The 26,177-nt window shown below is 59.6% G+C and carries 19 protein-coding genes and 3 tRNA genes; 7 read left to right on the forward strand and 15 right to left on the reverse strand.

Translation table 11 applies throughout. The annotated features are described in order from the left end of the window. Positions 1–53: 53 nt before the first annotated feature. Genes M1E04_RS17690 through fabI form a run of 6 tightly spaced genes read left to right on the forward strand, consistent with a single transcriptional unit; the run spans position 54 to position 8,297 of the window. Positions 54–1,883, forward strand: a complete 1,830-nt coding sequence (locus tag M1E04_RS17690) for an extracellular solute-binding protein (RefSeq protein ID WP_456291802.1) — start codon at positions 54–56, stop codon at positions 1,881–1,883. Then, entirely contained in the window at positions 1,880–3,775 is a 1,896-nt protein-coding gene (locus M1E04_RS17695; RefSeq protein WP_192134667.1) for an extracellular solute-binding protein, read from the forward strand. Before M1E04_RS17690 ends, M1E04_RS17695 begins: the two co-directional genes overlap by 4 nt. 1 nt (position 3,776) lies before the next feature. Beyond that, positions 3,777–4,850: a microcin C ABC transporter permease YejB gene (locus M1E04_RS17700; RefSeq protein ID WP_122624745.1), complete on the forward strand. Its 1,074-nt coding sequence runs from the start codon at positions 3,777–3,779 to the stop codon at positions 4,848–4,850. A 1-nt stretch (position 4,851) separates the two neighbouring features. Further along, on the forward strand, positions 4,852–5,871 hold the full coding sequence (locus M1E04_RS17705; protein WP_192134665.1) for an ABC transporter permease: 1,020 nt from the start codon (positions 4,852–4,854) through the stop codon (positions 5,869–5,871). A gap of 1 nt (position 5,872) precedes the next feature. Continuing rightward, positions 5,873–7,483 (forward strand): ABC transporter ATP-binding protein, encoded by a 1,611-nt coding sequence (locus tag M1E04_RS17710; protein WP_456291803.1) that lies wholly within the window; start codon positions 5,873–5,875, stop codon positions 7,481–7,483. Positions 7,484–7,502: 19 nt separating this feature from the next. Further along, entirely contained in the window at positions 7,503–8,297 is a 795-nt protein-coding gene (fabI, locus tag M1E04_RS17715; protein WP_065986448.1) for an enoyl-ACP reductase FabI, read from the forward strand. Positions 8,298–9,398: 1,101 nt separating this feature from the next. On the opposite strand, the gene M1E04_RS17720 is transcribed toward fabI, so the two are convergent. The 9 genes from M1E04_RS17720 to M1E04_RS17760 all read right to left on the reverse strand — a co-directional run bounded on the left by M1E04_RS17720 (position 9,399) and on the right by M1E04_RS17760 (position 18,690). Beyond that, complete coding sequence (locus M1E04_RS17720) at positions 9,399–11,273, reverse strand: SurA N-terminal domain-containing protein (RefSeq protein WP_192134661.1); 1,875 nt, start codon at positions 11,271–11,273, stop codon at positions 9,399–9,401. Positions 11,274–11,512: 239 nt separating this feature from the next. Beyond that, positions 11,513–11,785 (reverse strand): HU family DNA-binding protein, encoded by a 273-nt coding sequence (locus M1E04_RS17725; RefSeq protein ID WP_065986445.1) that lies wholly within the window; start codon positions 11,783–11,785, stop codon positions 11,513–11,515. A gap of 136 nt (positions 11,786–11,921) precedes the next feature. Next, positions 11,922–14,318 (reverse strand): endopeptidase La, encoded by a 2,397-nt coding sequence (gene lon, locus M1E04_RS17730; protein WP_065986444.1) that lies wholly within the window; start codon positions 14,316–14,318, stop codon positions 11,922–11,924. Positions 14,319–14,519: 201 nt separating this feature from the next. Further along, positions 14,520–15,803 (reverse strand): ATP-dependent Clp protease ATP-binding subunit ClpX, encoded by a 1,284-nt coding sequence (gene clpX / locus M1E04_RS17735; RefSeq protein ID WP_037013640.1) that lies wholly within the window; start codon positions 15,801–15,803, stop codon positions 14,520–14,522. A gap of 115 nt (positions 15,804–15,918) precedes the next feature. Continuing rightward, on the reverse strand, positions 15,919–16,560 hold the full coding sequence (gene clpP, locus M1E04_RS17740) for an ATP-dependent Clp endopeptidase proteolytic subunit ClpP (protein ID WP_065986441.1): 642 nt from the start codon (positions 16,558–16,560) through the stop codon (positions 15,919–15,921). Positions 16,561–16,651: 91 nt separating this feature from the next. Next, entirely contained in the window at positions 16,652–17,962 is a 1,311-nt protein-coding gene (gene tig, locus M1E04_RS17745) for a trigger factor (RefSeq protein WP_065986439.1), read from the reverse strand. A 374-nt stretch (positions 17,963–18,336) separates the two neighbouring features. Further along, positions 18,337–18,421 (reverse strand) — tRNA-Leu (locus tag M1E04_RS17750). A 57-nt stretch (positions 18,422–18,478) separates the two neighbouring features. Further along, positions 18,479–18,554 (reverse strand) — tRNA-His (locus M1E04_RS17755). 59 nt (positions 18,555–18,613) lie between these two features. Further along, positions 18,614–18,690 (reverse strand) — tRNA-Arg (locus tag M1E04_RS17760). 310 nt (positions 18,691–19,000) lie between these two features. Between M1E04_RS17760 and folD the strand changes: the two genes are divergently transcribed. Continuing rightward, positions 19,001–19,855 carry a bifunctional methylenetetrahydrofolate dehydrogenase/methenyltetrahydrofolate cyclohydrolase FolD gene (folD, locus tag M1E04_RS17765; RefSeq protein ID WP_192134655.1) on the forward strand — a complete coding sequence of 285 codons (855 nt, stop codon included), beginning with the start codon at positions 19,001–19,003 and terminating at the stop codon, positions 19,853–19,855. A gap of 89 nt (positions 19,856–19,944) precedes the next feature. Here the strand turns inward: folD and M1E04_RS17770 are convergent, their stop codons facing one another. The 6 genes from M1E04_RS17770 to M1E04_RS17795 all read right to left on the reverse strand — a co-directional run bounded on the left by M1E04_RS17770 (position 19,945) and on the right by M1E04_RS17795 (position 26,043). Beyond that, complete coding sequence (locus M1E04_RS17770; protein ID WP_065986437.1) at positions 19,945–21,750, reverse strand: ABC transporter substrate-binding protein; 1,806 nt, start codon at positions 21,748–21,750, stop codon at positions 19,945–19,947. A gap of 97 nt (positions 21,751–21,847) precedes the next feature. Continuing rightward, the gene (locus tag M1E04_RS17775; RefSeq protein ID WP_065986436.1) at positions 21,848–22,120 is read right to left on the reverse strand and encodes a DUF2160 domain-containing protein; all 273 of its coding nucleotides are present in this window, start codon (positions 22,118–22,120) and stop codon (positions 21,848–21,850) included. 11 nt (positions 22,121–22,131) lie between these two features. After that, positions 22,132–22,932, reverse strand: a complete 801-nt coding sequence (locus M1E04_RS17780) for a carbohydrate ABC transporter permease (protein ID WP_074892149.1) — start codon at positions 22,930–22,932, stop codon at positions 22,132–22,134. Between the two features lie 27 nt (positions 22,933–22,959). Continuing rightward, positions 22,960–23,826 carry a carbohydrate ABC transporter permease gene (locus M1E04_RS17785; protein ID WP_192134653.1) on the reverse strand — a complete coding sequence of 289 codons (867 nt, stop codon included), beginning with the start codon at positions 23,824–23,826 and terminating at the stop codon, positions 22,960–22,962. Continuing rightward, on the reverse strand, positions 23,819–24,949 hold the full coding sequence (locus M1E04_RS17790; protein ID WP_065986432.1) for an ABC transporter ATP-binding protein: 1,131 nt from the start codon (positions 24,947–24,949) through the stop codon (positions 23,819–23,821). The genes M1E04_RS17785 and M1E04_RS17790 overlap by 8 nt, the downstream gene beginning before the upstream one ends. Continuing rightward, positions 24,949–26,043, reverse strand: coding sequence for an ABC transporter ATP-binding protein (locus M1E04_RS17795; RefSeq protein WP_065986430.1), 1,095 nt, complete (start codon positions 26,041–26,043; stop codon positions 24,949–24,951). Before M1E04_RS17795 ends, M1E04_RS17790 begins: the two co-directional genes overlap by 1 nt. Positions 26,044–26,177 lie beyond the last annotated feature (134 nt).

The following is a 26,177-nucleotide window of genomic DNA, read 5'->3' on the forward strand; positions in this document are numbered from 1 at the left end:
CAGCCGATACAAGCTGTTACTGTGACCGACCGCTGCCTGGATCGACCGCCGACTTGATACGTCACCTGCTGCTGACTTTCAGCCTGGTCTTGAGCACGACAGCCGCCGCGACCATCAGCGAAAGCCATGGTTACGCACAATTCGGCGTCCTCAAGTACCCTGCCAGCTTCACGCATTTCGACTGGGTCAATCCTGAGGCGCCGAAGGCTGGCACCCTGCGAATCATGGCCAACGGCACGTTCGACACCCTCAACCCGTACACCTTCAAGGGCAGCAGCCCGATTTCGACGGCCAACTTCGGCCAGTACGGCGTCAGCGAGCTGAACGAACCACTGATGGTCGGCACGGGACAGTACGACCCCTCCGGCGATGAACCCACCTCCAGTTACGGCCTGATCGCCAAAACCGTCGAGTACAGCGACGACCGCAGCTGGGTGGTGTTCAACCTGCGCCCCGAAGCGCGCTTTCACGACGGCAAGCCGATTACCGCCTACGACGTGGCGTTTTCCTATAGAACGTTACTGAAGGACGGTCACCCGCAGTACCGCACGGCGTTGCAGGAAGTGCAGCGTGTGGACATCCTCAACCGCCACCGCATTCGTTTCGTGTTCAAGCGCTCCGGCAACCCATTACTGATTCTGCGCCTCGGCGAACTGCCGGTTCTGCCGCAGCATTACTGGAAGAACCGCGACTTCAAGGCCACCTCCTTCGAGGCCCCGTTGGGCAGCGGCCCCTACCGCATCACCCAGGTGCGGCCGGGGCGCAGCCTGGTGTTCGAGCGGGTGAAGGACTATTGGGGCAAGGACCTGCCGGTCAACCGCGGCAAGTACAACTTCAACCGCGTCGAAGTGGAGTTCTACCGCGACGCCGACGTAGCGTTCGAAGCGTTCAAGGCGGGCGAGTTCGACATCTACATCGAGCATCAGGCGAAGAACTGGCTCACCGGTTATGACTTCCCGGCGGTGACCGAGGGCAAGGTGATCAAGGCGCAGATCCCGCACCAGATCCCCACGCAGACCCAAGGGCTGTTCATGAACACCCGTCGCGGCGCGTTCGCCGACATCCGTGTGCGCGAAGCCCTGGGGCTGATGTTCAACTTCGAGTGGACCAACCGCACGCTGTTCAATGACGCCTATATGCGCTCGACCAGCTACTACCCCAACAGCGAATTCACCTCCAGCGGACTGCCCGCCGGTCGTGAGTTCCTGATGCTCGCCCCCTACCGCGAGCAGTTGCCGGCCAGGCTGTTCACCCAGCCCTTCGCGGTGTCGAAAACCGACGGCGGCGGCGTGCCCCGGGATTCCATTCGCAAGGCGCTGGGGCTGCTGGCCGACGCGGGCTGGACATTCACCGAGCGCGGTTTGACCAACAGCGCAGGGCAGCCGTTGCGTCTCGAAATACTTCTGGTCAATCCCAACCTGGAGCGAATCCTGCAGCCCTACATCGAAGACCTCACGCGGATCGGCGTCGACGCGCACCTGCGCACCGTTGACCGCGCTCAGTACAAACAGCGGCTGGACCAGTTCGATTTCGACATGATTCTGATGACCCTGAACCAGACCCTCAGCCCGGGGCTGGAGCAATGGCAGTATTTCCATTCCAGCCAGGCCACCATCAAAGGCAGCAAAAACTACGCCGGCGTCGCCAACCCGGTGGTCGACAACCTGCTCAACCAGCTGTTGGCCGCGAAGACCCGGGATGATCAGGTGGCCGCGACCCGTGCACTGGATCGCGTGTTGCTGTGGCAGCACTACATGATCCCCAACTGGTACCTCAATAATCACCGTCTGGCGTACCGCAACCGGTTCGCCATGGTCACCACCCCGCCCTATACCCTGGGCCTGCGTGCGTGGTGGCTCAAGCCTTCGGAGAAAACCCAATGACTGCCCTGCGCTCCCTGACCCGCGCCGGCGGCCTGTTTCTGAGCCCGTTCGTGCTGGCCCCGCTGCTGCTGGGCGTAACCTGTGCAACCCAGGCGGCTCCGCAACACGCCATCACCCTGTACAACGAAGCGCCGAAATACCCCGCGGACTTCAAGCATTTCGATTACGTGAACCCGGACGCGCCCAAAGGCGGGATTCTGCGCAGCGCCGGGTTTGGCGGCTTCGACAGCCTCAACCCGTTCATCAGCAAGGGCGTGCCTGCCGACGACATCGGCCTGATCTACGACACCCTTGCCCGCCAGGGCCTGGACGAGCCTTTCACCGAATATGGCCTGATCGCCGGCAAGATCGAAAAAGCCCCGGACAACAGCTGGGTGCGTTTCTACCTGCGGCCCGAAGCGAAATTCAATGACGGCCACCCGGTCCGCGCCGAAGACGTGGTGTTCAGCTTCGAGACCCTGATCAAGGACGGCTCGCCGCTGTACCGCAGTTACTACGCGGACGTTGATCAGGCCGTCGCCGAAAACCCGACCACGGTGCTGTTCAAGTTCAAGCACAACGACAACCGCGAACTGCCGCTGATCCTCGGCCAGTTGCCGGTATTGCCAAAACATTGGTGGGCAACCCGCGACTTCAGCAAGGGTAACCTGGAAATTCCGCTGGGCAGCGGCCCGTACAAGGTGGTCGAAGTCAAAGCCGGACGCTCGGTTCGCTACGAGCGGGTCAAGGACTACTGGGGCAAGGACCTGCCAATCAACAAGGGCTTCTACAACTTTGATCGGCTGTCCACCGACTACTACCGCGACAACACGGTGGCCCTCGAAGCTTTAAAAGCCGGTGCTTTCGACTTCTGGCAGGAGATGGCGGCGAAGAACTGGGCGACGGCCTATGACGTTCCGGCGGTCAGAGAGGGCCGTCTGATCAAGGAAGAAATCCCCAACGGCAATCCTCAGGGCATGCAGGGCTTTATCTTCAACCTGCGCAAGCCGATGTTCCAGGACGTGCGCGTGCGTCAGGCCCTCAGCCTGTTGCTCGACTTCGAGTGGACCAACAAGCAGCTGTTCTTCGGCAGCTACACCCGCACCAAAAGCTATTTCGACAATTCCGACATGGGCGCAAAAGGCCTGCCGACGCCTGCCGAACTGAAGATTCTGGAACCCCTGCGCGGCAAGCTGCCCGAATCGGTGTTCACTGAGGCATTCAAGCTGCCGGTCACCGATGGCAGCGGCATCATCCGCGAGCAACAGCGCAAGGCGTTCCAGCTGCTCAAGGACGCCGGCTGGAAGATCGTCGGCGACAAGATGGTCGACACCGACGGCAAGCCGGTCACCATCGAGTTTCTGCTGGCCCAGACCGAATTCGAGCGCGTGCTGCTGCCGTACAAACGCAACCTGGCCGACATCGGCATTGATCTGGAAATCCGCCGGGTCGATGTCTCCCAGTACATCACCCGCCGCCGCTCACGGGACTACGACATGATCGTCGGCAGTTTCCCGCAATCGAGCTCCCCGGGTAACGAACAGCGTGAATACTGGGATTCCTCCGCCGCCGACAAGCCGGGTAGCTACAACGTGATCGGCCTAAAAGACCCGGCGATCGACACGCTGGTGAGCGGCTTGATCAACGCCGACTCGCGCCAGAGCCTGATCGACCACACCCGCGCCCTCGACCGCGCGCTGCTGTGGGGCTACTACGTGATCCCGAACTGGCACATCAAGACCTGGCGCGTGGCGTACTGGGATCACCTGGGCCACCCGGGCAAAACCCCGCTCTACGACATCGGCACCGTGACCTGGTGGGTCAAGCCCGACGCGACGCCGGCCATTCCCGTGCAGGCCGCGCCAGATCAGATGCCGGCCGACGCCGAGTCAGCCAAAGGCACGGAGCGATAACATGCTGGCCTACATTCTGCGGCGCTTGCTGCTGATCATCCCGACCCTGTTCGGCATCCTGCTGATCAACTTCGTCATCATCCAGGCCGCGCCGGGCGGCCCGGTGGAGCAGATGATCGCCAAGCTCGAAGGCTTCGAAGGCGCCACCAGCCGCATCGCCGGTGGCGGCGCTGAAGTCTCGGTGGCCGGCTCGACCTATCGCGGCGCACAGGGCCTGGACCCGAGCCTGATCAAAGAAATCGAGCACATGTACGGCTTCGACAAATCGGCGCCGGAACGCTTGTGGATCATGGTCAAGAACTACGCACATCTGGATTTCGGCGACAGTTTCTTCCGCGACGCCAAGGTCATCGACCTGATCGTCGAGAAGATGCCGGTGTCGATCTCCCTCGGGCTGTGGAGCACGCTGATCATGTACCTGGTGTCGATCCCCCTGGGGATCGCCAAAGCCACGCGCCATGGCAGCCATTTCGACGTGTGGACCAGCTCGGCGATCATCGTCGGCTACGCCATTCCGGCGTTCCTGTTTGCCATCCTGCTGATCGTGGTGTTCGCCGGCGGCAGTTACTTCGACTGGTTCCCGTTGCGCGGGCTGACGTCGAGCAACTTCGATGAGATGAGCTGGCTGGGCAAAGTGGGCGATTACTTCTGGCACTTGGTGCTGCCGATCACCGCGCTGGTCATCGGCAACTTCGCCACCATGACCCTGCTGACCAAAAACAGCTTTCTCGACGAGATTGGCAAGCAGTACGTGATCACGGCCAAGGCCAAGGGCCTGACCCAGCGTCGAGTCCTCTACGGCCACGTGTTCCGCAACGCCATGCTGCTGGTGATCGCCGGTTTCCCGTCGGCGTTCATTGGCATCTTCTTCACCGGCTCCCTGCTGGTGGAAGTGATCTTCTCCCTCGACGGCCTTGGCCTGATGAGCTTCGAAGCCGCGATCAACCGTGATTACCCGGTGGTGTTCGGCACGCTGTTCATCTTCACCCTGCTGGGGCTGGTGGTGAAACTGATTGGCGACCTGACCTACACGCTGGTCGACCCACGCATCGACTTCGACCGCAGGGATCATTGATATGACGTTGTCCCCCCTCAATCGACGCCGTTTCGAACGCTTCAAGGCCAACAAGCGTGGCTGGTGGTCGTTGTGGCTGTTTCTGATCCTGTTCGGCGCCAGCCTGGGCGCCGAGCTCATCGCCAACGACAAACCCCTGGCCGTGCGCTACGACGGCGAGTGGTACTTCCCGGTGTTCAAGCGCTACCCGGAAACCACCTTCGGCGGTGAATTCCCGCTGGAAGCCAACTACAAGAGCCCGTATATCAAAGAGCTGCTGGCGGCCAAAGACGGATGGACGCTGTGGGCGCCGATTCCGTACAGCTACCAGAGCATCAACTACGACCTGAAAGTCCCGGCCCCTGCACCACCGTCGCGAGAGAACCTGCTGGGCACCGACGATCAGGGCCGCGACGTGCTGGCGCGGGTGATCTACGGCTTCCGCGTGTCGGTGCTGTTCGCCCTGACGCTGACGATCCTGAGCTCCATCATCGGCGTGATCGCCGGGGCGCTGCAGGGTTTCTACGGCGGCTGGGTCGATCTGATCGGCCAGCGCTTTCTGGAAATCTGGTCCGGGCTGCCGGTGCTGTACCTGTTGATCATCCTCGCCAGCTTCGTGCAGCCCAACTTCTGGTGGCTGCTGGGCATCATGCTGCTGTTCTCGTGGATGAGCCTGGTGGACGTGGTGCGCGCCGAGTTTCTGCGTGGCCGCAACCTGGAATACGTGCGCGCAGCCCGGGCGCTGGGCATGGAAAACGGCGCGATCATGTTCCGCCACATCCTGCCCAACGCGATGGTCTCAACCATGACCTTCATGCCGTTCATCCTCACCGGCGCGATCGGCACGCTGACCGCGCTGGATTTCCTCGGCTTCGGCCTGCCCGCCGGTTCGCCTTCGCTGGGCGAACTGGTGGCGCAAGGCAAATCCAACCTGCAGGCGCCGTGGCTGGGTATCAGCGCCTTCGCTGTGCTGGCGATCATGTTGAGCCTGCTGGTGTTCATCGGCGAATCCGCCCGCGACGCATTCGACCCGAGGAAATGAGATGAATCAGGACAATCTGATCGAGATTCGCGACCTCTCCGTCGAATTCGTGAACGGCACCAACGGCCAGCGTGTGGTCGAGGGCATCAGCTTCGACATCCGCAAGGGCGAAACCCTGGCGCTGGTCGGCGAAAGCGGATCGGGCAAGTCAGTCACCGCCCACTCGATCCTGCGGCTGCTGCCCTACCCGCTCGCGCGTCATCCGACCGGGACGATTCGCTACGCCGGTGATGACCTGCTGACAGTCAGTGAGAAGCGCCTGCGCGGCATTCGCGGCAATCGCATCGCGATGATTTTCCAGGAGCCGATGACCTCACTGAACCCGCTGCAGTCCATCGAAAAGCAGATCAACGAAGTGCTCGGCCTGCACAAGGGCCTGACCGGCAAAGCCGCGACGCGACGGACGCTGGAGCTGCTCGATCTGGTGGGCATTCCGGAACCGGCCAAGCGCTTGAAAGCCCTGCCCCATGAACTGTCCGGCGGCCAGCGCCAGCGGGTGATGATTGCGATGGCCCTGGCCAACGAGCCCGAATTGTTGATCGCCGATGAGCCGACCACTGCGCTGGACGTCACGGTGCAGCTGAAAATCCTCGAGCTGCTCAAGGAATTGCAGGCCCGGCTGGGCATGGCCTTGCTGCTGATCAGCCATGATTTGAACGTCGTCAGGCAAATTGCCAACCGAGTATGTGTCATGCAGCGCGGTTGCATCGTCGAACAGGCATCGTGCGAAGAGCTGTTTCGCGCGCCGCAGCATCCGTACACCCGTGAACTGCTCAGCGCCGAGCCCAAAGGCGGGCCGGCGAACAACCCGCCGGGCGCGCCGATGCTGGAAGTTGAAGACCTGAGGGTCTGGTTTCCGATCAAGAAAGGCGTGTTCAAGCGCACGGTGGATCACGTCAAGGCGGTCGACGGCATCCATTTCAGTCTGCCCAAGGGCCAGACGCTGGGGATTGTCGGCGAGAGCGGCTCGGGCAAATCGACGCTGGGCCTGGCGATCCTTCGGTTGATTCGCAGCGAAGGCGAGATACGCTTTCACGGGCAATCGCTTAGCGGGATGAATCAGCATCAGGTCAGACCGCTGCGGCGGCAGATGCAGGTGGTGTTTCAGGACCCGTTCGGCAGCCTCAGCCCGCGCATGTCGGTGTGTGACATCGTCGGCGAAGGCCTGCGGATTCATAAGATGGGAACCCCGGTGGAACAGGAAGCCGCCGTGGTTGAAGCGCTCAAGGAAGTGGGCCTGGATCCGGCCACCCGGCACCGCTACCCCCACGAGTTTTCAGGGGGACAGCGGCAAAGGATCGCCATTGCCCGGGCATTAGTGTTAAAACCGGCGCTGATTTTGCTGGACGAGCCGACATCGGCCCTCGACCGCACCGTTCAGCGTCAAGTGGTGGAGCTGTTACGCTCCCTGCAAACCAAGTACAACCTGACGTATTTGTTCATCAGCCATGACTTGGCGGTGGTCAAGGCGTTAAGCCACCAACTGATGGTGGTCAAGCAAGGCCAAGTGGTCGAACAGGGTGTGGCAGAAGACATCTTCGCCGCACCGCAACATCCTTATACACAGCAGCTGCTGGAGGCCGCCTTCTTGGCGCCGGCAGCTGTCGATTAACCTGAAGAGGAACAAAACAATGGGTTTTCTCGCCGGTAAGCGCGTCCTGATCGTCGGTGTCGCCAGCAAATTGTCCATCGCATCCGGTATCGCTGCCGCCATGCACCGTGAAGGCGCTGAGCTTGCTTTCACCTATCAGAACGAAAAACTCAAGAAGCGCGTCGAGGAATTCGCCGAGGGTTGGGGTTCGAACGCCGACCTGTGCTTCCCTTGCGACGTCGCCAGCGACGAAGAAATCGCCAAGGTCTTCGAAGAACTGAGCAAAAAGTGGGACGGCCTGGACTGCATCGTGCACTCCGTTGGCTTCGCGCCGGGCGACCAACTGGACGGTGATTTCACCCAAGCCACCACACGTGAAGGTTTCCGTATCGCTCACGACATCAGCGCCTACAGCTTCGTGGCCCTGGCCAAAGCCGGCCGCGACCTGATGAAGGGCCGCAACGGCAGCCTGCTGACCCTGTCGTACCTGGGTGCCGAGCGCACCATGCCGAACTACAACGTGATGGGCATGGCCAAGGCCAGCCTTGAAGCCGGCGTCCGTTACCTGGCCCGCAGCCTCGGCCCGGACGGTACCCGTGTCAACGCGGTATCGGCTGGCCCGATCCGTACCCTCGCCGCTTCGGGTATCTCCAACTTCCGCAAGATGCTGGCGGCCAACGAGGCGCAGACTCCATTGCGTCGCAACGTGACCATTGAAGAAGTGGGTAACGCTGGCGCTTTCTTGTGCTCTGACCTGGCGTCCGGTGTCAGTGGCGAGATCATGTACGTCGACGGTGGTTTCAATACCACGGCGATGGGTGATCTGGAAGGTTGAGGGTTGCTTGCCCCTTTTCAGAGTGATGACGCTCTGAAGCCTGGCGCACGACCTGTAAGCGCCGGCTAGCTGGCGAAAGCGGTGGATCAGACGGCCCTGTGGCTGGATGATCTGCCGTTTTTTTTCGCCTTGGGTTTCTTTGGTGAGATCGGCCCTGGAGTAGCGTGATAATTCCAGGCCGCGGGTGGCGCTGACAGGGTTCTGCCAGAGGCAGAACTGTTTCGCCTTCGGCGAGTTACTTGGAAAAGCACCCCAAGTAACCAAGGGTGCTTGCTCCTGGCTAGGTTCCTCCTACGTCGGAATTCCCTCACTCCGACGCCGCTCCGTGGGCCCGCGCCTAACGGACATCCATGTCCTAGCGGCGCTCTCGCGGCATCCATGCCGCTCGGCCCACTGCGCGTCGTCTGCGTTCGGCCTGCAACCAAGTCGCGTTCTGCGGTGTGCGGGCTACCGCGTAGAAGATCAACAGCAACAGCTTCCCGGCTAAAGCCGGTCCTACGGGGTGCGCGTTGTTTAGGTGATCGTGGATCGTTCCCTCGCTCCGCGTGGGAATGCATGCCGTGACGCTCCGCGTCACCTCCCCGGCCTGAATATGCGTTGTCCGAGGGATGCGGAGCGTCGGCGGCGGCGTTACCACGTGGAGCGTGGGAACGATCAAAGCCGGTCCCAAGGAAATCACCGCGGGCACCTAGTGGGACCGGCTTCAGCCGGGAAGCCTTTGATCTCCACTTGATCTTGATCTTGATCTTGATCTTCATACACATAACGTCCAGACGACACCAATCGCGACTTGGGTGCAGGCTGAACGCAGGTCTCGCGCAGTGGGCCGAGCCGCATGGATGCGGCGAGAGCTGCCCCCCGCCATGGATGGCGGATGGCAGCGGGCCCACGGAGCGAGACCGGAGTGAAGGAACCCTGACGAAGGAAGGGCCCAACCAGGAGCAGGCACTTTTGGTTACTTTTAGTGCTTTTTAAAAGTAACTCGCCGAAGGCGAAATGTCTGCCGTGAGGCAGACGCTCTTGATCCTGCCCTTTCGCAAGACACAAAAAAGCCCCGATTCTCGCGAATCGGGGCTTTCTGTTAACAGCTTCCTGCGTCGATCAATACTTCTCGATCTTCGCCGCTGCTTCCAACTGCTTACGGTAGGCCGCGAAATCCTGCTGACCCTCACGGGACGACAGGAAACGACGGTACTGGCTCTTCTCCTCATCCGACGCCGGCGCCGCCTGATTCACGCCATTCAGACGCACAATCACAAAGCTGCCATCCGCCGCCGTCAGGCTGCCATAAACCGGCTTGTCCTTGCCTTCCGGCTTCGGCATACGGAATACAGCCTGCAGCACCTGAGGATCGACACCCTCCTGGCTGCGTGAGGCCGCTTCCACGACCTTCCAGCTCTGGCCTTCCTGCTTGGTCGCCGCATACGGCACTTTACCGTCACGCAGGCCTCCCAGCAGCGCCTCGCCCTTGGTCTTCACCGCATCGCTGGCATGTTCCTTCGCCAGTTGCGCACGAATCGGCGCCGATACCGCTTCCAACGGCAACTGCTCAGGCTGACGGTGCTCTTTGACATGCACCACCACCACGGTCTCGGGATCCAGCTCCAGCGCGGAACTGTTGGAACCCTCTTCCATCACTTCCGGGCTGAAAGCCGCCTGAATCACCGCACGGTTGGCTGCAACGCCTTCGCCACCCTCGCGACCGAACGGCGCAGTGGTCTGCACTTTCAGTCCCAGATCCTGAGCAGGCTGCGACAGATCCGACGCTTCGAACGCCGCGTCTTCCAGTTTCTTGCTTGCATCGACAAACTTCTGCTCGACCTGCTGAGACTTCAGGTCGTGGGTCAGCTTGTCTTTCAGACTGGCGAACGTCGGCACCGACGGTGCTTCAACGCCCAGCAGCTTGATCAAGTGCCAGCCGAACTGACTGCGAACAGGTGCGGACACCTGATCCTTGTTCAGCGCGTACAGCGCGTCCTCGAAGGCCGGGTCATAGACCCCCTTGCCGGCATAGCCCAAGTCACCGCCCTTGGTCGACGAGCCCGGATCCTGGGAGAACTCCTTGGCCAGCGCAGCGAAATCTTCGCCTTTGGCCACACGCTGCTGGATTTCTTCAATCTTGGCTTTCGCCTGAGCGTCCGTGGTCTTGTCGTTGACTTCGATCAGGATGTGGGCCGCACGGCGCTGCTCGGCCAAGTTGGCGATCTCTTTCTGATACGCCGCCTGCAGGTCTTCGTCCTTCACCGACACTTTGTCGAAGAAGGAGGACTTCTTCAGTTCGATGTAGTCGAGGACCACTTGCTCAGGACTCAGAAACTCTTTGGCGTGCTGATCGTAGTGCGCCTTGATCTCGTCGTCGGTGACTTTCACGCTCGACGGATCGGCCGGCAGGGTCAGCGTCGCGAAATCCCGGGTCTGTTTTTCCAGACGGGCGAATGCGTCGACTTGGGCGTCAGTGACGAATGCACTGCCGCCAATACCGGCACGAATCTGGCCGATCAGCATTTCCTGGCCCAGGATCTGGCGGAACTGCAGACGGGAATAGCCGAGCTGGCGAATGACCTGATCGAAGCGATCAGCACTGAATTTACCGTCGACCTGAAATTCAGGGGTCAGCAGCATCTGCTGGTCCAGCGCAGCTTCGGAGAAACCGAACTTGGAATCGGCGGCGCCCTGCAACAGCAGCTTGCGGTCGATCAAGCCCTTGAGGGCCGAGTCACGCAGCATCTTTTCGTTGAGCATTGCAGGATCGAAATCCTTGCCCAGCTGTTGCATCAGCTGACGGCGTTGCATTTCAACCGCTTGACCCAGTTCAGCCTGGGTGACTTCTTCGCCATTCACCTTCGCAGCATCCTGCGAGTGGCTGGTTGCGCGGAAGATGGCATCGAACCCGGTCAGGGCCATCAGAGCGATGATGACCCCGATGATGGTTTTGGCAATCCAGCCCTGTGAATTGTCCCTGATATTCTGCAGCATGTATCCCCCAGAGGGTTGTACTCGACTCACCAGGCTGCTGCACACGGTAACGCGGAGCGTGGGTTGAATCCGGATAGAAGAAAGGCGCATCGGAGGATGCGCCTTCTCGTAACTTGCAAAGCGGACGGGGTTCGATGTGCGTTCCCCGAGTGACAGTCCAGCGCTTGACCAACCGCACTTGCCGCTTCACGCCCTGAACAGAGATAACGCTGTCCTGGGCGGGCAAAGTAAAAAGAAACTTAGTTGACGGCTTCTTTCAGAGCTTTACCGGCTTTGAAACCTGGTTTCTTGGCCGCTGGAATTTCCAGGGTTTTACCGGTCTGAGGGTTACGGCCGGTACGGGCAGGACGATCAGTGACAGAGAACGTGCCGAAGCCTACCAGTACAACAGAGTCGCCACCCTTGAGAGCGCCAGTGACGGATTCGATTACAGCGTCCAGCGCACGGCCGGCAGCAGCTTTCGGGATGTCAGCGGATGCGGCGATGGCATCAATCAGTTCCGACTTGTTCACTCTAAGTCCCCTTATGTATTTGAGTATTTCTAAGTTTTTTTTGGTGTAACCAAACGAACACTGAGCGGCCTGAACAGGCTTGAAGAGCCGCTTTATAGCAAGGGCTCCAAAAACCTGTCAAGGAAGGCCTCCCAGACTAATGCGTGCTGATCCTCTCCTTGGCGTCAGACTCGCGCTTTTCATCCTTGGCAACCATCTCGGGAGCCACGTCCGGCAAGGGCTCTGGCGCGTATTGCAGCGCAATTTGCAAGACCTCGTCAATCCATTTAACCGGTTTGATCTGCAGGTCGGCCTTGATGTTGTCAGGGATCTCCTTCAGATCGCGAACGTTCTCCTCGGGGATGATCACTGTCTTGATGCCACCACGGTGAGCAGCCAGCAATTTCTCCTTGAGACCGCCGATTGCCAGCACCTGTCCACGGAGGGTGATTTCACCCGTCATGGCCACGTCGGCACGAACCGGAATCCCGGTCAGGGCGGACACCAGCGCCGTGCACATGCCTACGCCTGCGCTCGGGCCGTCTTTTGGCGTTGCACCTTCCGGCATATGGATGTGCGTGTCGCGCTTCTCGTGGAAGTCCAGAGGGATGCCCAGGCTCTTCGCACGGCTGCGCACAACGGTCAGCGCGGCAGTGATCGACTCGACCATCACATCGCCCAGCGAACCGGTCTTGATCAGTTGACCCTTGCCCGGAACGACCGCCGCTTCGATGGTCAGCAGCTCGCCACCCACCTGCGTCCACGCCAGACCGGTCACCTGACCGACCTGATCCTGCTGCTCGGCGAGGCCATAACGGAATTTGCGCACACCCAGGAAGTTCTCGAGCATGTCCGCGGTCACGGTCACGGAGAAACGCTTCTCGTGGGCGTGTTCCTTGACCGCTTTACGGCACACCTTGGCGATCTGACGCTCGAGGCTACGTACGCCCGCTTCACGGGTGTAGTAACGGATGATGTCGCGAATCGCCTCGACCTCGAACTCGACCTCGCCTTTCTTCAAGCCGTTGGCAGCGATCTGCTTGGGCGAGAGGTACTTGGTGGCGATGTTGATCTTCTCGTCTTCGGTGTAACCGGGCAGACGAATCACTTCCATACGGTCAAGAAGCGCCGGTGGAATGTTCATCGAGTTGGCGGTGCACAGGAACATTACGTCGGACAGGTCGTAGTCGACTTCCAGGTAATGGTCGTTGAAGTTGTGGTTCTGCTCGGGGTCGAGCACTTCCAGCAATGCCGACGCCGGGTCACCGCGCATGTCACTGCCCATCTTGTCGATTTCATCGAGCAGGAACAACGGGTTGCGCACACCAACCTTGGTCATTTTCTGGATCAGACGACCAGGCATGGAACCGATGTAGGTGCGACGGTGGCCACGAATTTCAGCTTCATCGCGCACGCCGCCCAGCGCCATACGGACGAACTTGCGGTTGGTGGCGTGGGCGATCGACTCCGCCAGCGAGGTTTTACCCACACCAGGAGGACCGACCAGGCACAACACCGGGCCGCGAATCTTCTTCACGCGCTTTTGCACGGCGAGGTATTCGAGGATGCGCTCTTTGACTTCATCCAGACCGTAGTGGTCGGCGTCGAGGATGTCCTCGGCGCGGGCGAGGTCCAAACGGACCTTGCTCTGAGCCTTCCACGGCACCTGAACCAGCCAGTCGATGTAGGAACGAACGACGGTGGCCTCGGCGGACATCGGCGACATCTGCTTGAGCTTGTTGAGCTCAGCGGTCGCTTTGGTCATCGCGTCTTTAGGCAGACCGGCGGCATCGATGCGCTTTTTCAGCTCTTCGATTTCGTTGTGGCCCTCTTCGCTGTCGCCGAGCTCCTTCTGAATAGCCTTCATCTGCTCATTCAGGTAGTACTCGCGCTGACTGCGCTCCATCTGTTTTTTCACGCGACCGCGGATGCGCTTCTCGACCTGCAGCAAGTCAATTTCGGCATCCAGCAACGCCAGCACGTGTTCGACACGGGCCGACAGGTCAATGATCTCGAGAATTTCCTGCTTCTGTTCGATCTTCAGCGCCATGTGGGCAGCCATGGTGTCGACCAGACGACCCGGCTCATCGATGCTGTTGAGGGAGGAAAGCACTTCCGCCGGGACTTTTTTGCCCAGTTGGACGTATTGTTCGAACTGAGCCAGCAGGCTGCGGACGAAGACCTCGGATTCACGATCCGGCGCGTCCACTTCATCGATCAGCGCGACTTCGGCGCGGCAATGGCCGTCGACCTCGATGAAGCGCTCGACCGAGCCACGCTGCTCGCCTTCAACCAAAACCTTCACAGTGCCATCCGGCAGCTTCAGCAGCTGCAGCACGGTGGCGACGGTGCCAACGTTGTACAGCGCGTCTTCACCGGGATCGTCGTCGGCCGGGTTCCGTTGCGCCAGCAGCAGGATTTGCTTGTCGCCGGTCATCGCCGCTTCAAGGGCCTCGATCGACTTCTCGCGCCCCACGAACAGCGGAATAACCATATGCGGGTAAACCACAACATCGCGCAGTGGCAAGAGAGGCAGTTCAATGGTCGTCTTCATGATTTCGCCTCTACGGCGGCCTTCAGGCCATGGACAGATATAAATAAGCTGAAAATCAAGATGGGGGTTGAACCTTAAAAAAACAAGCGCCGCTTTGAGTTAAAGCGAAAGGACCCTGAAACGCGGGCCGGACTTGAGGGAAACGCGAAAAGGGCCCGAGGGCCCTTTTCGTTTCCAGTCGCCCGGTGCGTTGCCAGCAGGCTACGCGTCCGGTGCCGCCTTGGCAGGTGGCTCGCTGTTTTCATAAATCAACAGCGGCTTGGAGGTGCCCTCGATCACGCTCTCATCGATCACCACCTTGCTCACGTCGGATTGCGACGGGATCTCGTACATGGTGTCGAGCAGAACGCCCTCGAGGATGGAGCGCAGACCGCGAGCACCGGTCTTGCGCTCAAGCGCACGACGGGCAACCGATTTCAACGCATCCGGGCGGAACTCGAGGTCCACGCCCTCCATTTCGAACAATTTGCCGTATTGCTTGGTCAGCGCGTTCTTCGGTTCGGTCAGAATCTGCATCAGCGCAGCTTCGTCCAGCTCGTCCAGCGTCGCCAGTACAGGCAGACGACCCACGAATTCCGGGATCAGACCGAACTTGACCAGATCGTCAGGCTCGACTTCACGCAGGGATTCGCCGACCTTCTTGCCCTCTTCCTTGCTGCGCACTTCGGCGTTGAAGCCAATGCCGCCTTTGGTGGAGCGATTCTGGATGACCTTTTCCAGGCCAGAGAACGCACCGCCGCAGATGAAGAGGATGTTGCGCGTGTCCACCTGCAGGAATTCCTGCTGTGGGTGCTTGCGACCACCTTGAGGCGGAACGGAAGCCACGGTGCCTTCAATCAGCTTCAGCAAGGCCTGCTGCACGCCCTCGCCCGACACATCACGGGTGATGGAAGGGTTGTCGGACTTGCGCGAAATCTTGTCGATCTCGTCGATGTAGACGATACCCATCTGGGCCTTCTCGACATCGTAATCGCACTTCTGCAACAGCTTCTGAATGATGTTCTCGACGTCCTCACCCACATAACCAGCTTCGGTCAGGGTGGTGGCGTCGGCGATGGTGAAAGGAACGTTGAGCAAACGAGCCAACGTTTCCGCCAGCAGGGTCTTGCCGGAGCCCGTCGGGCCGATCAGCAGGATGTTGCTCTTGCCCAATTCAACGTCGTCGTTTTTCTTGTCGCGCTGGTTCAGTCGCTTGTAGTGGTTGTACACCGCTACTGCGAGAACCTTTTTGGCACGCTCCTGACCAATGACGTACTGGTCAAGGATGCCGCTGATTTCTTTAGGCGATGGCAATTTATGCGCGCTGCTTTCGGCCTGTGCTTCCTGCACCTCCTCGCGGATGATGTCGTTGCACAGGTCGACGCACTCGTCACAAACAAATACCGAGGGGCCGGCAATCAACTTGCGCACTTCATGCTGGCTTTTGCCGCAGAAGGAGCAATAAAGCAGTTTGCCGTTGTCCTCGCCGTTGCGGGTGTCAGTCATTCGATCGATCCAATCCGGTAGGCTTGCAACACAAGATGAAGGCAATTGCTCGATTTTTCAAGTCCGCAGGCGGCACGGAAGTACCGACCGCCCGGGATCATTGCCCTTCACGCAGTCATTTGGTCATTTGACGCCGATCGATGACCGAGTCCACCAGACCGTATTCGGCAGCGCGTTCTGCGCTCATGAAATTGTCGCGGTTGGTGTCGCGTTCGATCGTTTCGAGCGACTGGCCGGTGTGATGCGCCAGCAGTTCGTTCAGACGTTGACGGATGAACAGGATTTCCCGTGCGTGGATGTCGATGTCCGACGCCTGGCCCTGAAAACCGCCCAACGGCTGGTGAATCATGACCCGGGAGTTCGGCAGTGCGAAACGCTTGCCCTTAGCGCCACCGGCCAACAGGAAAGCGCCCATGCTGCAGGCCTGGCCCATGACGGTTGTGGAAACGTCAGGCTTGATGAACTGCATGGTGTCGTAGATCGCCATGCCCGCAGTCACCGAACCGCCTGGGGAGTTGATGTAAAGATGGATGTCCTTGTCCGGGTTTTCCGCTTCAAGGAACAGCAGCTGCGCCGAGATGAGGTTGGCCATGTAGTCTTCAACCGGACCGACCAGGAAGATGACGCGCTCCTTGAGCAGGCGGGAGTAGATGTCATAGGCGCGCTCGCCACGGGCGGACTGCTCGATAACCATCGGGACCAGGCCGCCAGCGGCCTGGATGTCAGAGTTCTGCTGAATATAAGAATTGCGGGACATGTCTCGCATTCACTCCCAAATAGTCATGTCTTGAATACGCATAAGCCAGCGCGAAGGCTGGCTTATGGTGTTTTCGAACGAGAGAAGGAAATCAGTCGGCTTGTGGAGCTTCAACCGGCTTGACTGCCTCTTCGTACGAGACCGCTTTATCGGTCACGCTCGCTTTCTGCAAAACAGTATCCACAACTTGTTCTTCCAGCACAACCGAACGAACTTCGTTCATTTGCTGTTCGTTCTTGTAGTACCAGGCCACAACCTGCTCTGGCTCCTGGTAAGCGGAAGCCATTTCCTGAATCAGCTCGCGAACGCGGGTGTCGTCAGGCTTGAGGTCGAACTGCTTGACGACTTCAGCCACGATCAGACCCAGTTCAACGCGGCGCTTGGCCTGCTCTTCGAACAGCTCTGCCGGCAGCTGGTCAGGCTTGATGTTGCCGCCGAACTGCTGAACAGCCTGGACGCGCAGACGGTTCACTTCGTTTTCCAGCAGCGCTTTAGGCACTTCGATCGGGTTGGCGGCCAGCAGACCGTCCATTACCTGATTCTTGACCTTGGACTTGATGGCCTGACGCAGCTCGCGCTCCATGTTCTTGCGAACTTCGGTGCGGAAGCCTTCGATGTTGGTTTCCTTGATGCCGAACTGCTTGAAGAACGTTTCGTTCAGCTCAGGCAGGGTCGGTGCCGACACAGTATTGACAGTGACGGTGAACTCGGCGGTTTTGCCAGCCAGCTCCAGATTCTGATAATCCTCTGGGAAGGTCAGGTTCAGAACGCGCTCTTCGCCGGCTTTGGCGCCAACCAGACCGTCTTCGAAACCCGGGATCATGCGACCCGAACCCAGCACCAGCTGAGTACCGGTGGCCGAACCGCCAGCGAATGCTTCACCGTCGATCTTGCCAACGAAGTCGATGTTCAGCTGGTCTTCGTTTTGCGCAGCGCGGTCGGCTACTTCGAAGCTGACATTCTGCTTGCGCAGGATTTCCAGCATGTTGTCCAGATCGGAATCAGCGACGTCAGCCGACAGACGCTCGACGGAAATGGAGTCGAAACCGGCAACGGTAAATTCAGGGAACACTTCGAAAGTAGCGATGTACTCGAGGTCCTTGCCCTTTTCGAAGGTTTTCGGCTCGACGGAAGGTGCGCCAGCCGGGTTCAGCTTTTGCTCGACGACGGCTTCGTAGAAGGTCGCCTGGATCAGGTCGCCCAGTGCGTCTTGACGAGCACCGTCTTCGTAACGCTGGCGGATCACGCTCATAGGCACTTTGCCTGGGCGGAAGCCCGGGATCTTGGCTTTACGTGCGGTCTGCTGCAGACGCTTGTTGACTTCAGTCTCGATGCGCTCAGCGGGCACGCCAATGGTCATGCGGCGCTCGAGAGCGGAAGTGTTTTCAACAGAAACTTGCATGGATATTCCTCGTTGCACAGACGTTAGCCGGCCGTTTCCGACCCCAGAATCAAGGGCAAGCATTCTAGTGGGTCAAACTCAAGAAGTCACCCTACTGAACAAGGGTAAATAAAGTGGCATGCAGCCCGGGTATCGCAGACGAATGTTTCAGCCTGCGCGAGGTGTCTGGAACGCACCTGATACGCCCCTATATAAAGGAAGCAAAAGGACGACCGAAACATGATCCAGTCCCTGGAAGCACACCGGACGAGCCCCGCGTTCCTGGACCCATCAAGCTCGCACCGCGTCAAAAAGCAGTACGCTGAAACAAAAAAAGCCGCACAAGGCGGCCTTCTTTCATCCCTCAACACCCGAGGTGTTGCGAGACCTGTAACTGGTGCGGACGGAGAGACTCGAACTCTCACACCTTGCGGCGCTGGAACCTAAATCCAGTGTGTCTACCAATTCCACCACATCCGCGTTTTAAAGCGCTTAAAGCAAAGGCGCCAGATTATGAATCTGGCGCCTTTTCGAATATGGGGTGGACGAAGGGGATCGAACCCTCGACAACGGGAGTCACAATCCCGTGCTCTACCAACTGAGCTACGCCCACCATATTGCGTTGTAACCGACGCATTCAACTTGAATGCTACTTGTGCCAAAGCTGCCTAATGGCGCACCCGGCAGGACTCGAACCTGCGACCATCCGCTTAGAAGGCGGATGCTCTATCCAGCTGAGCTACGGGCACTTATTTCATTTGCCTTCGTAAGACTGCAAATTAAGAGCTTTCAATCACGCTGAGCAGATCTTAACTCTACCTGACTTATTCAACCTTTCGACCTGATTTGCCGCTTCCGGCTAATCCTGTGTGGGGTTGTGCCCGACAAGTGCGACGAATCTTATAGACGGCCCAAAAGGTCGTCAACACTTTTTTCAAAAAAATTCAGTTAATTAAAGGGGTTAGCTTATTAAGCGGACCAACCGTCTTTGCCCTTGGGTCAGGTCATGCGAGAATGCGCGCTCTTTTTCCCTCCCCTTCCGATGGTTAATCACGCGTAATGACTGCAAAACTAATAGACGGCAAAGCGATCGCAGCCAACCTGCGCCAGCAGATCGCCCAACGAGTCGCCCAGCGTCGCCAGCAAGGCCTGCGCACGCCGGGCCTCGCGGTGATTCTGGTCGGCAGCGACCCCGCCTCTCAGGTTTACGTCTCGCACAAACGCAAAGACTGCGAAGAGGTCGGCTTCATCTCCCAGGCCTATGACCTGCCCAGTGAAACCACCCAGACCGAACTGACCGATCTGATCGATCGTCTCAACGACGACCCGGCCATCGACGGCATCCTGCTGCAACTGCCGCTGCCCGAGCATCTGGAATCTTCCAGCCTCCTGGAGCGCATCCGCCCGGATAAAGACGTCGATGGCTTCCACCCCTACAACGTAGGGCGACTGGCCCAGCGCATTCCACTGCTGCGGCCCTGCACCCCCAAGGGCATCATGACCCTGCTGGAAAGCACCGGTGTCGACCTGTACGGCAAGGACGCGGTCGTGGTGGGCGCTTCCAACATCGTCGGTCGTCCGATGGCGATGGAGCTGCTGCTGGCGGGCTGCACCGTGACCGTAACCCATCGCTTCACTCAGGACCTGGCCGGACACGTGGGCCGTGCCGATCTGGTGGTTGTGGCGGCGGGCAAGCCGGGCCTGGTCAAGGGCGAGTGGATCAAGGAAGGCGCGATCGTTATCGACGTCGGCATCAACCGTCAGGATGACGGCAAGCTGGTGGGTGATGTGGTGTACGACACCGCCCTGCCCCGTGCCGGCTGGATCACGCCAGTGCCAGGCGGCGTTGGCCCTATGACCCGCGCCTGCCTGCTGGAAAACACACTGTACGCGGCAGAAACGCTGCACGGCTGATCATTCAAGCCGACGCATCAAGACGCGCACATGAAAAACGGCACCCGAGGGTGCCGTTTTTTTATGGGCTGAACGTGGAAGCGTGCAGCTTACTTCTTGGCCGCTTCCCAGCTCTTCAAGAGGTCGGAGTAAGCGATGGTTTCGCCCTTCGGCTTCTCGTTGGCCAGTTTGCGCTGCGGTGCGAGGAAGGCACCGTTGCTCTTCTCGGCTTTGGTGTACCACTCTTCCGCCGAGGTTTCCGGGTTCATCTTCGGCGCGCAACCGCTTGGTTCCTGAACCTTGGAGCGCTCGATCCGGGTCATGATTGCATCCTGGTCCTTGGCCAGACCGTCGAGAGCCGCCTGCGCGGTTTTCTCGCCGGTAACGGCTTCAGCCACATGACTCCACCACAGCTGTGCCAGCTTCGGATAGTCCGGAACGTTGGTGCCGGTTGGCGACCATTGCACGCGGGCCGGGCTGCGATAGAACTCGACCAGACCACCGAGTTTCGGCGCCAGGGCGGTCATCTCTTTGGAGTTGATGTCCGATTCACGAATCGGCGTCAGGCCCACGATGGTTTTCTTCAGCGAGACGGATTTCGACGTCACGAACTGCGCGTAAAGCCAGGCGGCCAGGCGTTTCTTCTCCTCGGTGGACTTGAGGAAGGTCCAGGAGCCCACGTCTTGGTAACCCAGCTTCATGCCCTCTTTCCAGTAAGGGCCTTTTGGCGATGGAGCCATGCGCCATTTCGGCGTGCCGTCGGCATTCATGACCGGCAGACCCGGCTTGGTCATGTCGGCGGTGAAAGCGGTGTACCAGAAGATCTGCTGAGCAACGTTACCCTGGGACGGCACCGGGCCGGACTCGGAGAACGTCATGCCTGCCGCTTCAGGCGGCGCGTAGGCCTTGAGCCAGTCGATGTACTTCTGAGTGGCGTACACAGCGGCCGGGCCGTTGGTGTCGCCGCCGCGGGTAATGCTCGAACCGACCGGGTGGCAGTCCTCTACGCGGATACCCCACTCGTCGACCGGAAGACCGTTCGGCAAGCCTTTGTCGCCGCTGCCGGCCATGGAGAACCAGGCATCGGTGAAGCGCCAGCCCAGGGACGGGTCTTTCTTGCCGTAGTCCATGTGACCGTAGACTTTCTTGCCGTCGAGTTCCTTGACGTCTTCGCTGAAGAACTTGGCAATGTCTTCATAGGCCGACCAGTTCACCGGAACGCCCAGCTCGTAGCCGTATTTGGCCTTGAATTTCTCTTTCAGGTCAGGACGCTCGAACCAGTCGGCGCGGAACCAGTAAAGGTTGGCAAACTGCTGGTCAGGCAGCTGATAGAGCTTGGCCGGCGTAACGACTTTGCCGGACGCGTCTTTGACTTCTGGCGACGTGGTGAACGAGGTGCCGATGAAGTCCTTGAGGTCGAGGGTCGGAGAAGTGACTTTCGCCCCTTCCGGGCTGGCCATCAGGTCTGTCAGAGACATCGCCTTGCCGTAGCGGAAGTGCGTACCGATCAGGTCGGAGTCGTTCACCCAGCCGTCATAGATACTCTGGTTGGACTGCATGGCGGTCTGCAGTTTCTCGATCACGTCGCCTTCCTGCAGCAGGTCGTGGGTGACCTTGATGCCGGTGATTTCGGTGAACGCCTTGGCCAGGGTTTTGGATTCATATTCATGGGTGGTCAAGGTTTCGGACACCACCTTGATGTCCATGCCGCGGAACGGCTCGGCGGCCTTGATGAACCACTCCAGTTCCTTGAGCTTCTCGGCATCGGAGAGCGTGCTCGGCTTGAACTCGCTGTCGGCCCATTTCTTCGCCGCATCCTCGTACTGATCGGCCCAAGCCGACACGCTCAAGCCACTGAGCATTACCATCGTCGCTACCGTCACACTATGTCGCAGCTTGTTTTTCTTATTGAACATAGACACCTCTTGTGTTGATTCTTATGTGATCCCGCGTTTCAACCTTCGTCATTCGTTCGCGGCACAAGCGCGTCTGCGCTTGCACCGTCAAAACCTTTCAACCCCAACGCATCACCACCAACAGCCAGACCAGGGACAACCCGGAGGCCACCCAGATATCCCAGCTCGTCGCGCCGATGACCAGCAGATGCAGGTAAGCGCTTCCGAGCAGGCCGATGAACAGACGATCGCCGCGCGTGGTGGCAATCGGCAGAAAACCGCGACGCTCAATACTCGCCGAACGCAGTTCCCAGGCCGTCATTGCCACCAGAATCGCGGCGATGGACGCAAAGAAAATAGCAGTTGGCAGGGTCCAGGACATCCACTCCATTTTTCGACTCCTCAGACACGACCAAGAGCAAAGCCCTTGACCACGTGATTACGAACGAACCAGATCACCAGCATGCCCGGCAGAATGGTCAACACCCCCGCCGCTGCCAGGACCCCCCAATCGATCCCCGACGCCGAAACGGTACGGGTCATGACCGCCGCGATCGGCTTGGCATTGACCGAGGTGAGCGTGCGCGCCAGCAACAATTCGACCCAGGAGAACATGAAGCAGAAGAACGCCGTGACACCGATACCCGAGCCAATCAGCGGGATGAAAATCTTGCCGAAGAACTTGGGAAAGCTATAGCCGTCGATGTAAGCCGTTTCGTCAATCTCCTTGGGAACCCCGGACATGAACCCTTCCAGAATCCACACAGCCAGCGGCACGTTGAACAAACAATGCGCCAACGCTACCGCAATGTGCGTGTCGAACAGGCCGATGGACGAATAAAGCTGGAAGAACGGCAGCAGGAAAACCGCCGGTGGTGCCATCCGGTTGGTCAGGAGCCAGAAGAACAGGTGTTTGTCGCCGAGGAAACGATAGCGTGAAAACGCGTAGGCCGCAGGCAACGCGACGCTCAGCGATATCACCATATTCAGGCAGACGTAGTACAGCGAGTTGATGTAGCCGCTGTACCAGCTTTCGTCGGTGAAGATCACCTTGTAGTTCGCCAGCGTGAAGTCCTGTGGGAACAGGGTCAGGCCGCCGAGGATTTCGGTGTTGGTCTTGAACGACATGTTGACCAGCCAGTAGATCGGCACCAGCAGAAACAGCAGATAGATCCACAGCGGTATGAGCTTTTTGAACGACACTTTCTCGCGCTTGTTCATGGGCGCTCCTCAGTTCTTTTCGCTGTGGGTCATGGCGGTGTAGAACACCCACGACACCAACAGAATGATCAGGAAATACACCAGCGAGAACGCCGCCGCAGGGCCCAGGTCGAACTGGCCGAGGGCCATGGTCGTCAGGGTCTGGCTGAGGAAGGTCGTGGAGTTGCCCGGACCGCCACCGGTAAGCACGAACGGCTCGGTGTAGATCATGAAGCTGTCCATGAAGCGCAGCATCACGGCGATGAGCAGCACGCTTTTCATCTTCGGCAGCTGGATGTGTCGGAACACGGCCCAGTTGGACGCCCGATCGATTCGTGCCGCCTGGTAGTACACGTCCGGAATGGCGCGCAGCCCCGAATAGCACAGCAACGCCACCAGTGAGGTCCAGTGCCAGACGTCGATGACCAGCACGGTCACCCAGGCATCCGACGCATTGGCCGCGTAGTTGTAGCTGATGCCCAGCACGTCGTTGAGGACCCAGCCCAGCAAGCCGATGTCGCCACGGCCGAAGATCTGCCAGATGGTGCCGACCACGTTGAAGGGAATCAGCAGCGGGATGGTCATCACGATCAGGCACAGCGACGACCAGCGACCCTTGGTCGGCATGGTCAGGGCGATGCCGATGCCCAGCGGGATTTCGATCAGCAATACGCAGCCGGAGTAGATGAACTGGCGCAGCAGCGAGTCATGCAGGCGCGGGTCCTGCAGCACCTGGCGGAACCAGTCGGCGCCGACGAAGTAGCGGCTGGACTGGTCGAAGATGTCCTGCACCGAATAGTTGACCACGGTCATCATCGGAATGATGGCGCTGAACGCCACCAGCAGGAACACCGGCAGCACCAGCCACCAGGCCTTGTTGTTTTGCACTTTAGTCATGGGACACCTCGCTGGCCGGCAGTGTGTTCGTGGCGGCCTCCAGCAGAAATTCATCGGCGTAGAGCATCAGCCATTGCGCCGGGAAACTGATCCAGGCCTGGCCCTGGGGCACCGGCTTGTCTTCCTGCAGGCGCACTTTCAGCGACTGGCCGGCCAGGTTGACGGTGATGATCTTGTAGGTCCCCAGGTCCTCGACATAGGTCACCTCGGCCTGCATGGCGTCGTCGTTGGGGCTGTCCCAGACGTGTACGAACTCGGGGCGAATCCCGACTTTCAGCGTGCTCCACTGAGTCGATGCAAGGCGCTGCTGCAGGGCATCGGGCAATGGCAGGTGAATGCCGCCAAAGCCCACGCCGCCGGCTTCAGGCTTGACCTCGATGAGGTTCATGCCGGGGCTGCCGATGAAGTAGCCGACGAAGGTGTGGTGCGGCTTTTCGAACAGTTCACGCGGGGTGCCGAACTGGACGATCTGGCCGCCGTACATCACCGCGATCTTGTCGGCGAAGGTGGAGGCCTCCAACTGATCGTGGGTGACGTAAACCATGGTGATGTTGAACTGCTCGTGAATCTGCTTAAGCTTGCGGCGCAGTTTCCACTTCAGGTGCGGGTCGATCACGGTCAGCGGTTCGTCGAACAGAATCGCCGACACGTCATCGCGGACCAGTCCGCGGCCCATGGAGACTTTCTGTTTTTCGTCAGCGGTGAGGCCTTTGGCTTTCTTGCTCAACAACGGCTGCAGATCCAGCACGTCGGCGATTTCCTGCACCTTGATCTTCACTTTCGCTTCCGGCATGCCCTGATTGCGCAGCGGAAACGCGAGGTTGTCGTACACCGTCATGGTGTCGTAGACCACCGGAAACTGGAAAACCTGAGCGATGTTGCGCTCCTCCGGCGACATGTCGTTGACCACCGTGGTGTCGAACATGACCTTGCCTTCAGACGGGCTGAGCAGGCCGGAGATGATATTGAGCAGGGTCGATTTGCCGCAGCCGGACGGGCCGAGCAAGGCATACGCGCCGCCCTGCTCCCAGATGTGGGTCATTTCCCGGATGGCATAGTCTTCAGGGCCGGTCGGATTGGCGCTGTAGCTGTGCGCGAGTTTTTGCAAGCGGATCTCGGCCATCAGGCAACCCTCGCCATGCGCAGGCCCGGCGCCTGAATCAGGCCGCCCTGCTGATCGAATACGAACAGTTTGTGAGTCGGGATGTAAACGCGAATCGGCGTGTCCACGTCGTACTCGTGGACGCCCGGCAGATGCAGCACCAGCGAGAAATGCTCGTTGCGCACGTGCAGGAAGGTTTCCGAACCGCTGATCTCGGCGAGTTCGACGGTGACCGCCAGCTCAAGATCGTCGTCGTTGGACGGCACCAGGCTCAGGTGGCTCGGCCGCACGCCGAAGCGGTACTCGCCGTCACCGATGCTGCGCAGGTCAACGTTCAGCGGGAAGTGCACGAAATTGGCGAAGCTGACTTCGTTGCCTTCGATACGGCCGGGCATCAGGTTGATCGGCGGCTCGGAGAACAGCTCGGCGGCCAGCACGGTTTTCGGCTGGTGATACACCTCGGGCGTGCGGCCGCTCTGGATCACGCGGCCTTCGTGCAGAATCGTGGTGGTCCCGCCCAGCGCCAGCGCTTCGTTCGGCTCGGTGGTGGCGTAAATGGCGATGGTGTTGCGCGTTTCGAACAGCTGGCGCATTTCCTGACGCAGCTCTTCGCGCAGCTTGTAGTCGAGGTTGACCAGCGGCTCATCGAACAGAATCAGCTCGGCGTCTTTGACCAGCGCCCGCGCCATGGCCGTGCGCTGCTGCTGACCGCCGGACAATTCGAGGGGGTGACGGCTGAGGAATTTCTCGATGCGCAGCATCTTCGCGGTTTCGCGGACGCGTCGGTCGATTTCGTCTTTCGACATCTTGGCCTGGCGCAGCGGCGAGGCGATGTTGTCGTAGACGGTCATGCTCGGATAGTTGATGAACTGCTGATAAACCATCGAGACATTGCGATGACGCACCGCGACCTGGGTGACATCTTTGCCATTCATCAGTATCCGGCCGCTGTCTGGCTTGTCCAGACCGGCCATCAAGCGCATCAGGCTGGTTTTGCCTGATAAGGTGCGCCCCAGCAATACGTTGAATGAGCCGGGTTCAAAGCTCAGCGAAGCATCGTCGATCCAGATCTGACCGTCGACGGCGCGGCTGACGTGCTCAAGCGTGAGAGACATGGCGTGCCCTTTTTATTTGTTTTGTTCGGGGTGTTGCGTGTATGCCGTATGGCAGGTCGTGACATCCGTTGACCGATTGTGCTGACCGATTGTTGGATAGCGACAATCGTGCCAACCGGCCCGCTCAGGCGCTT

Source organism: Pseudomonas sp. AK106 (genome assembly GCF_053903055.1).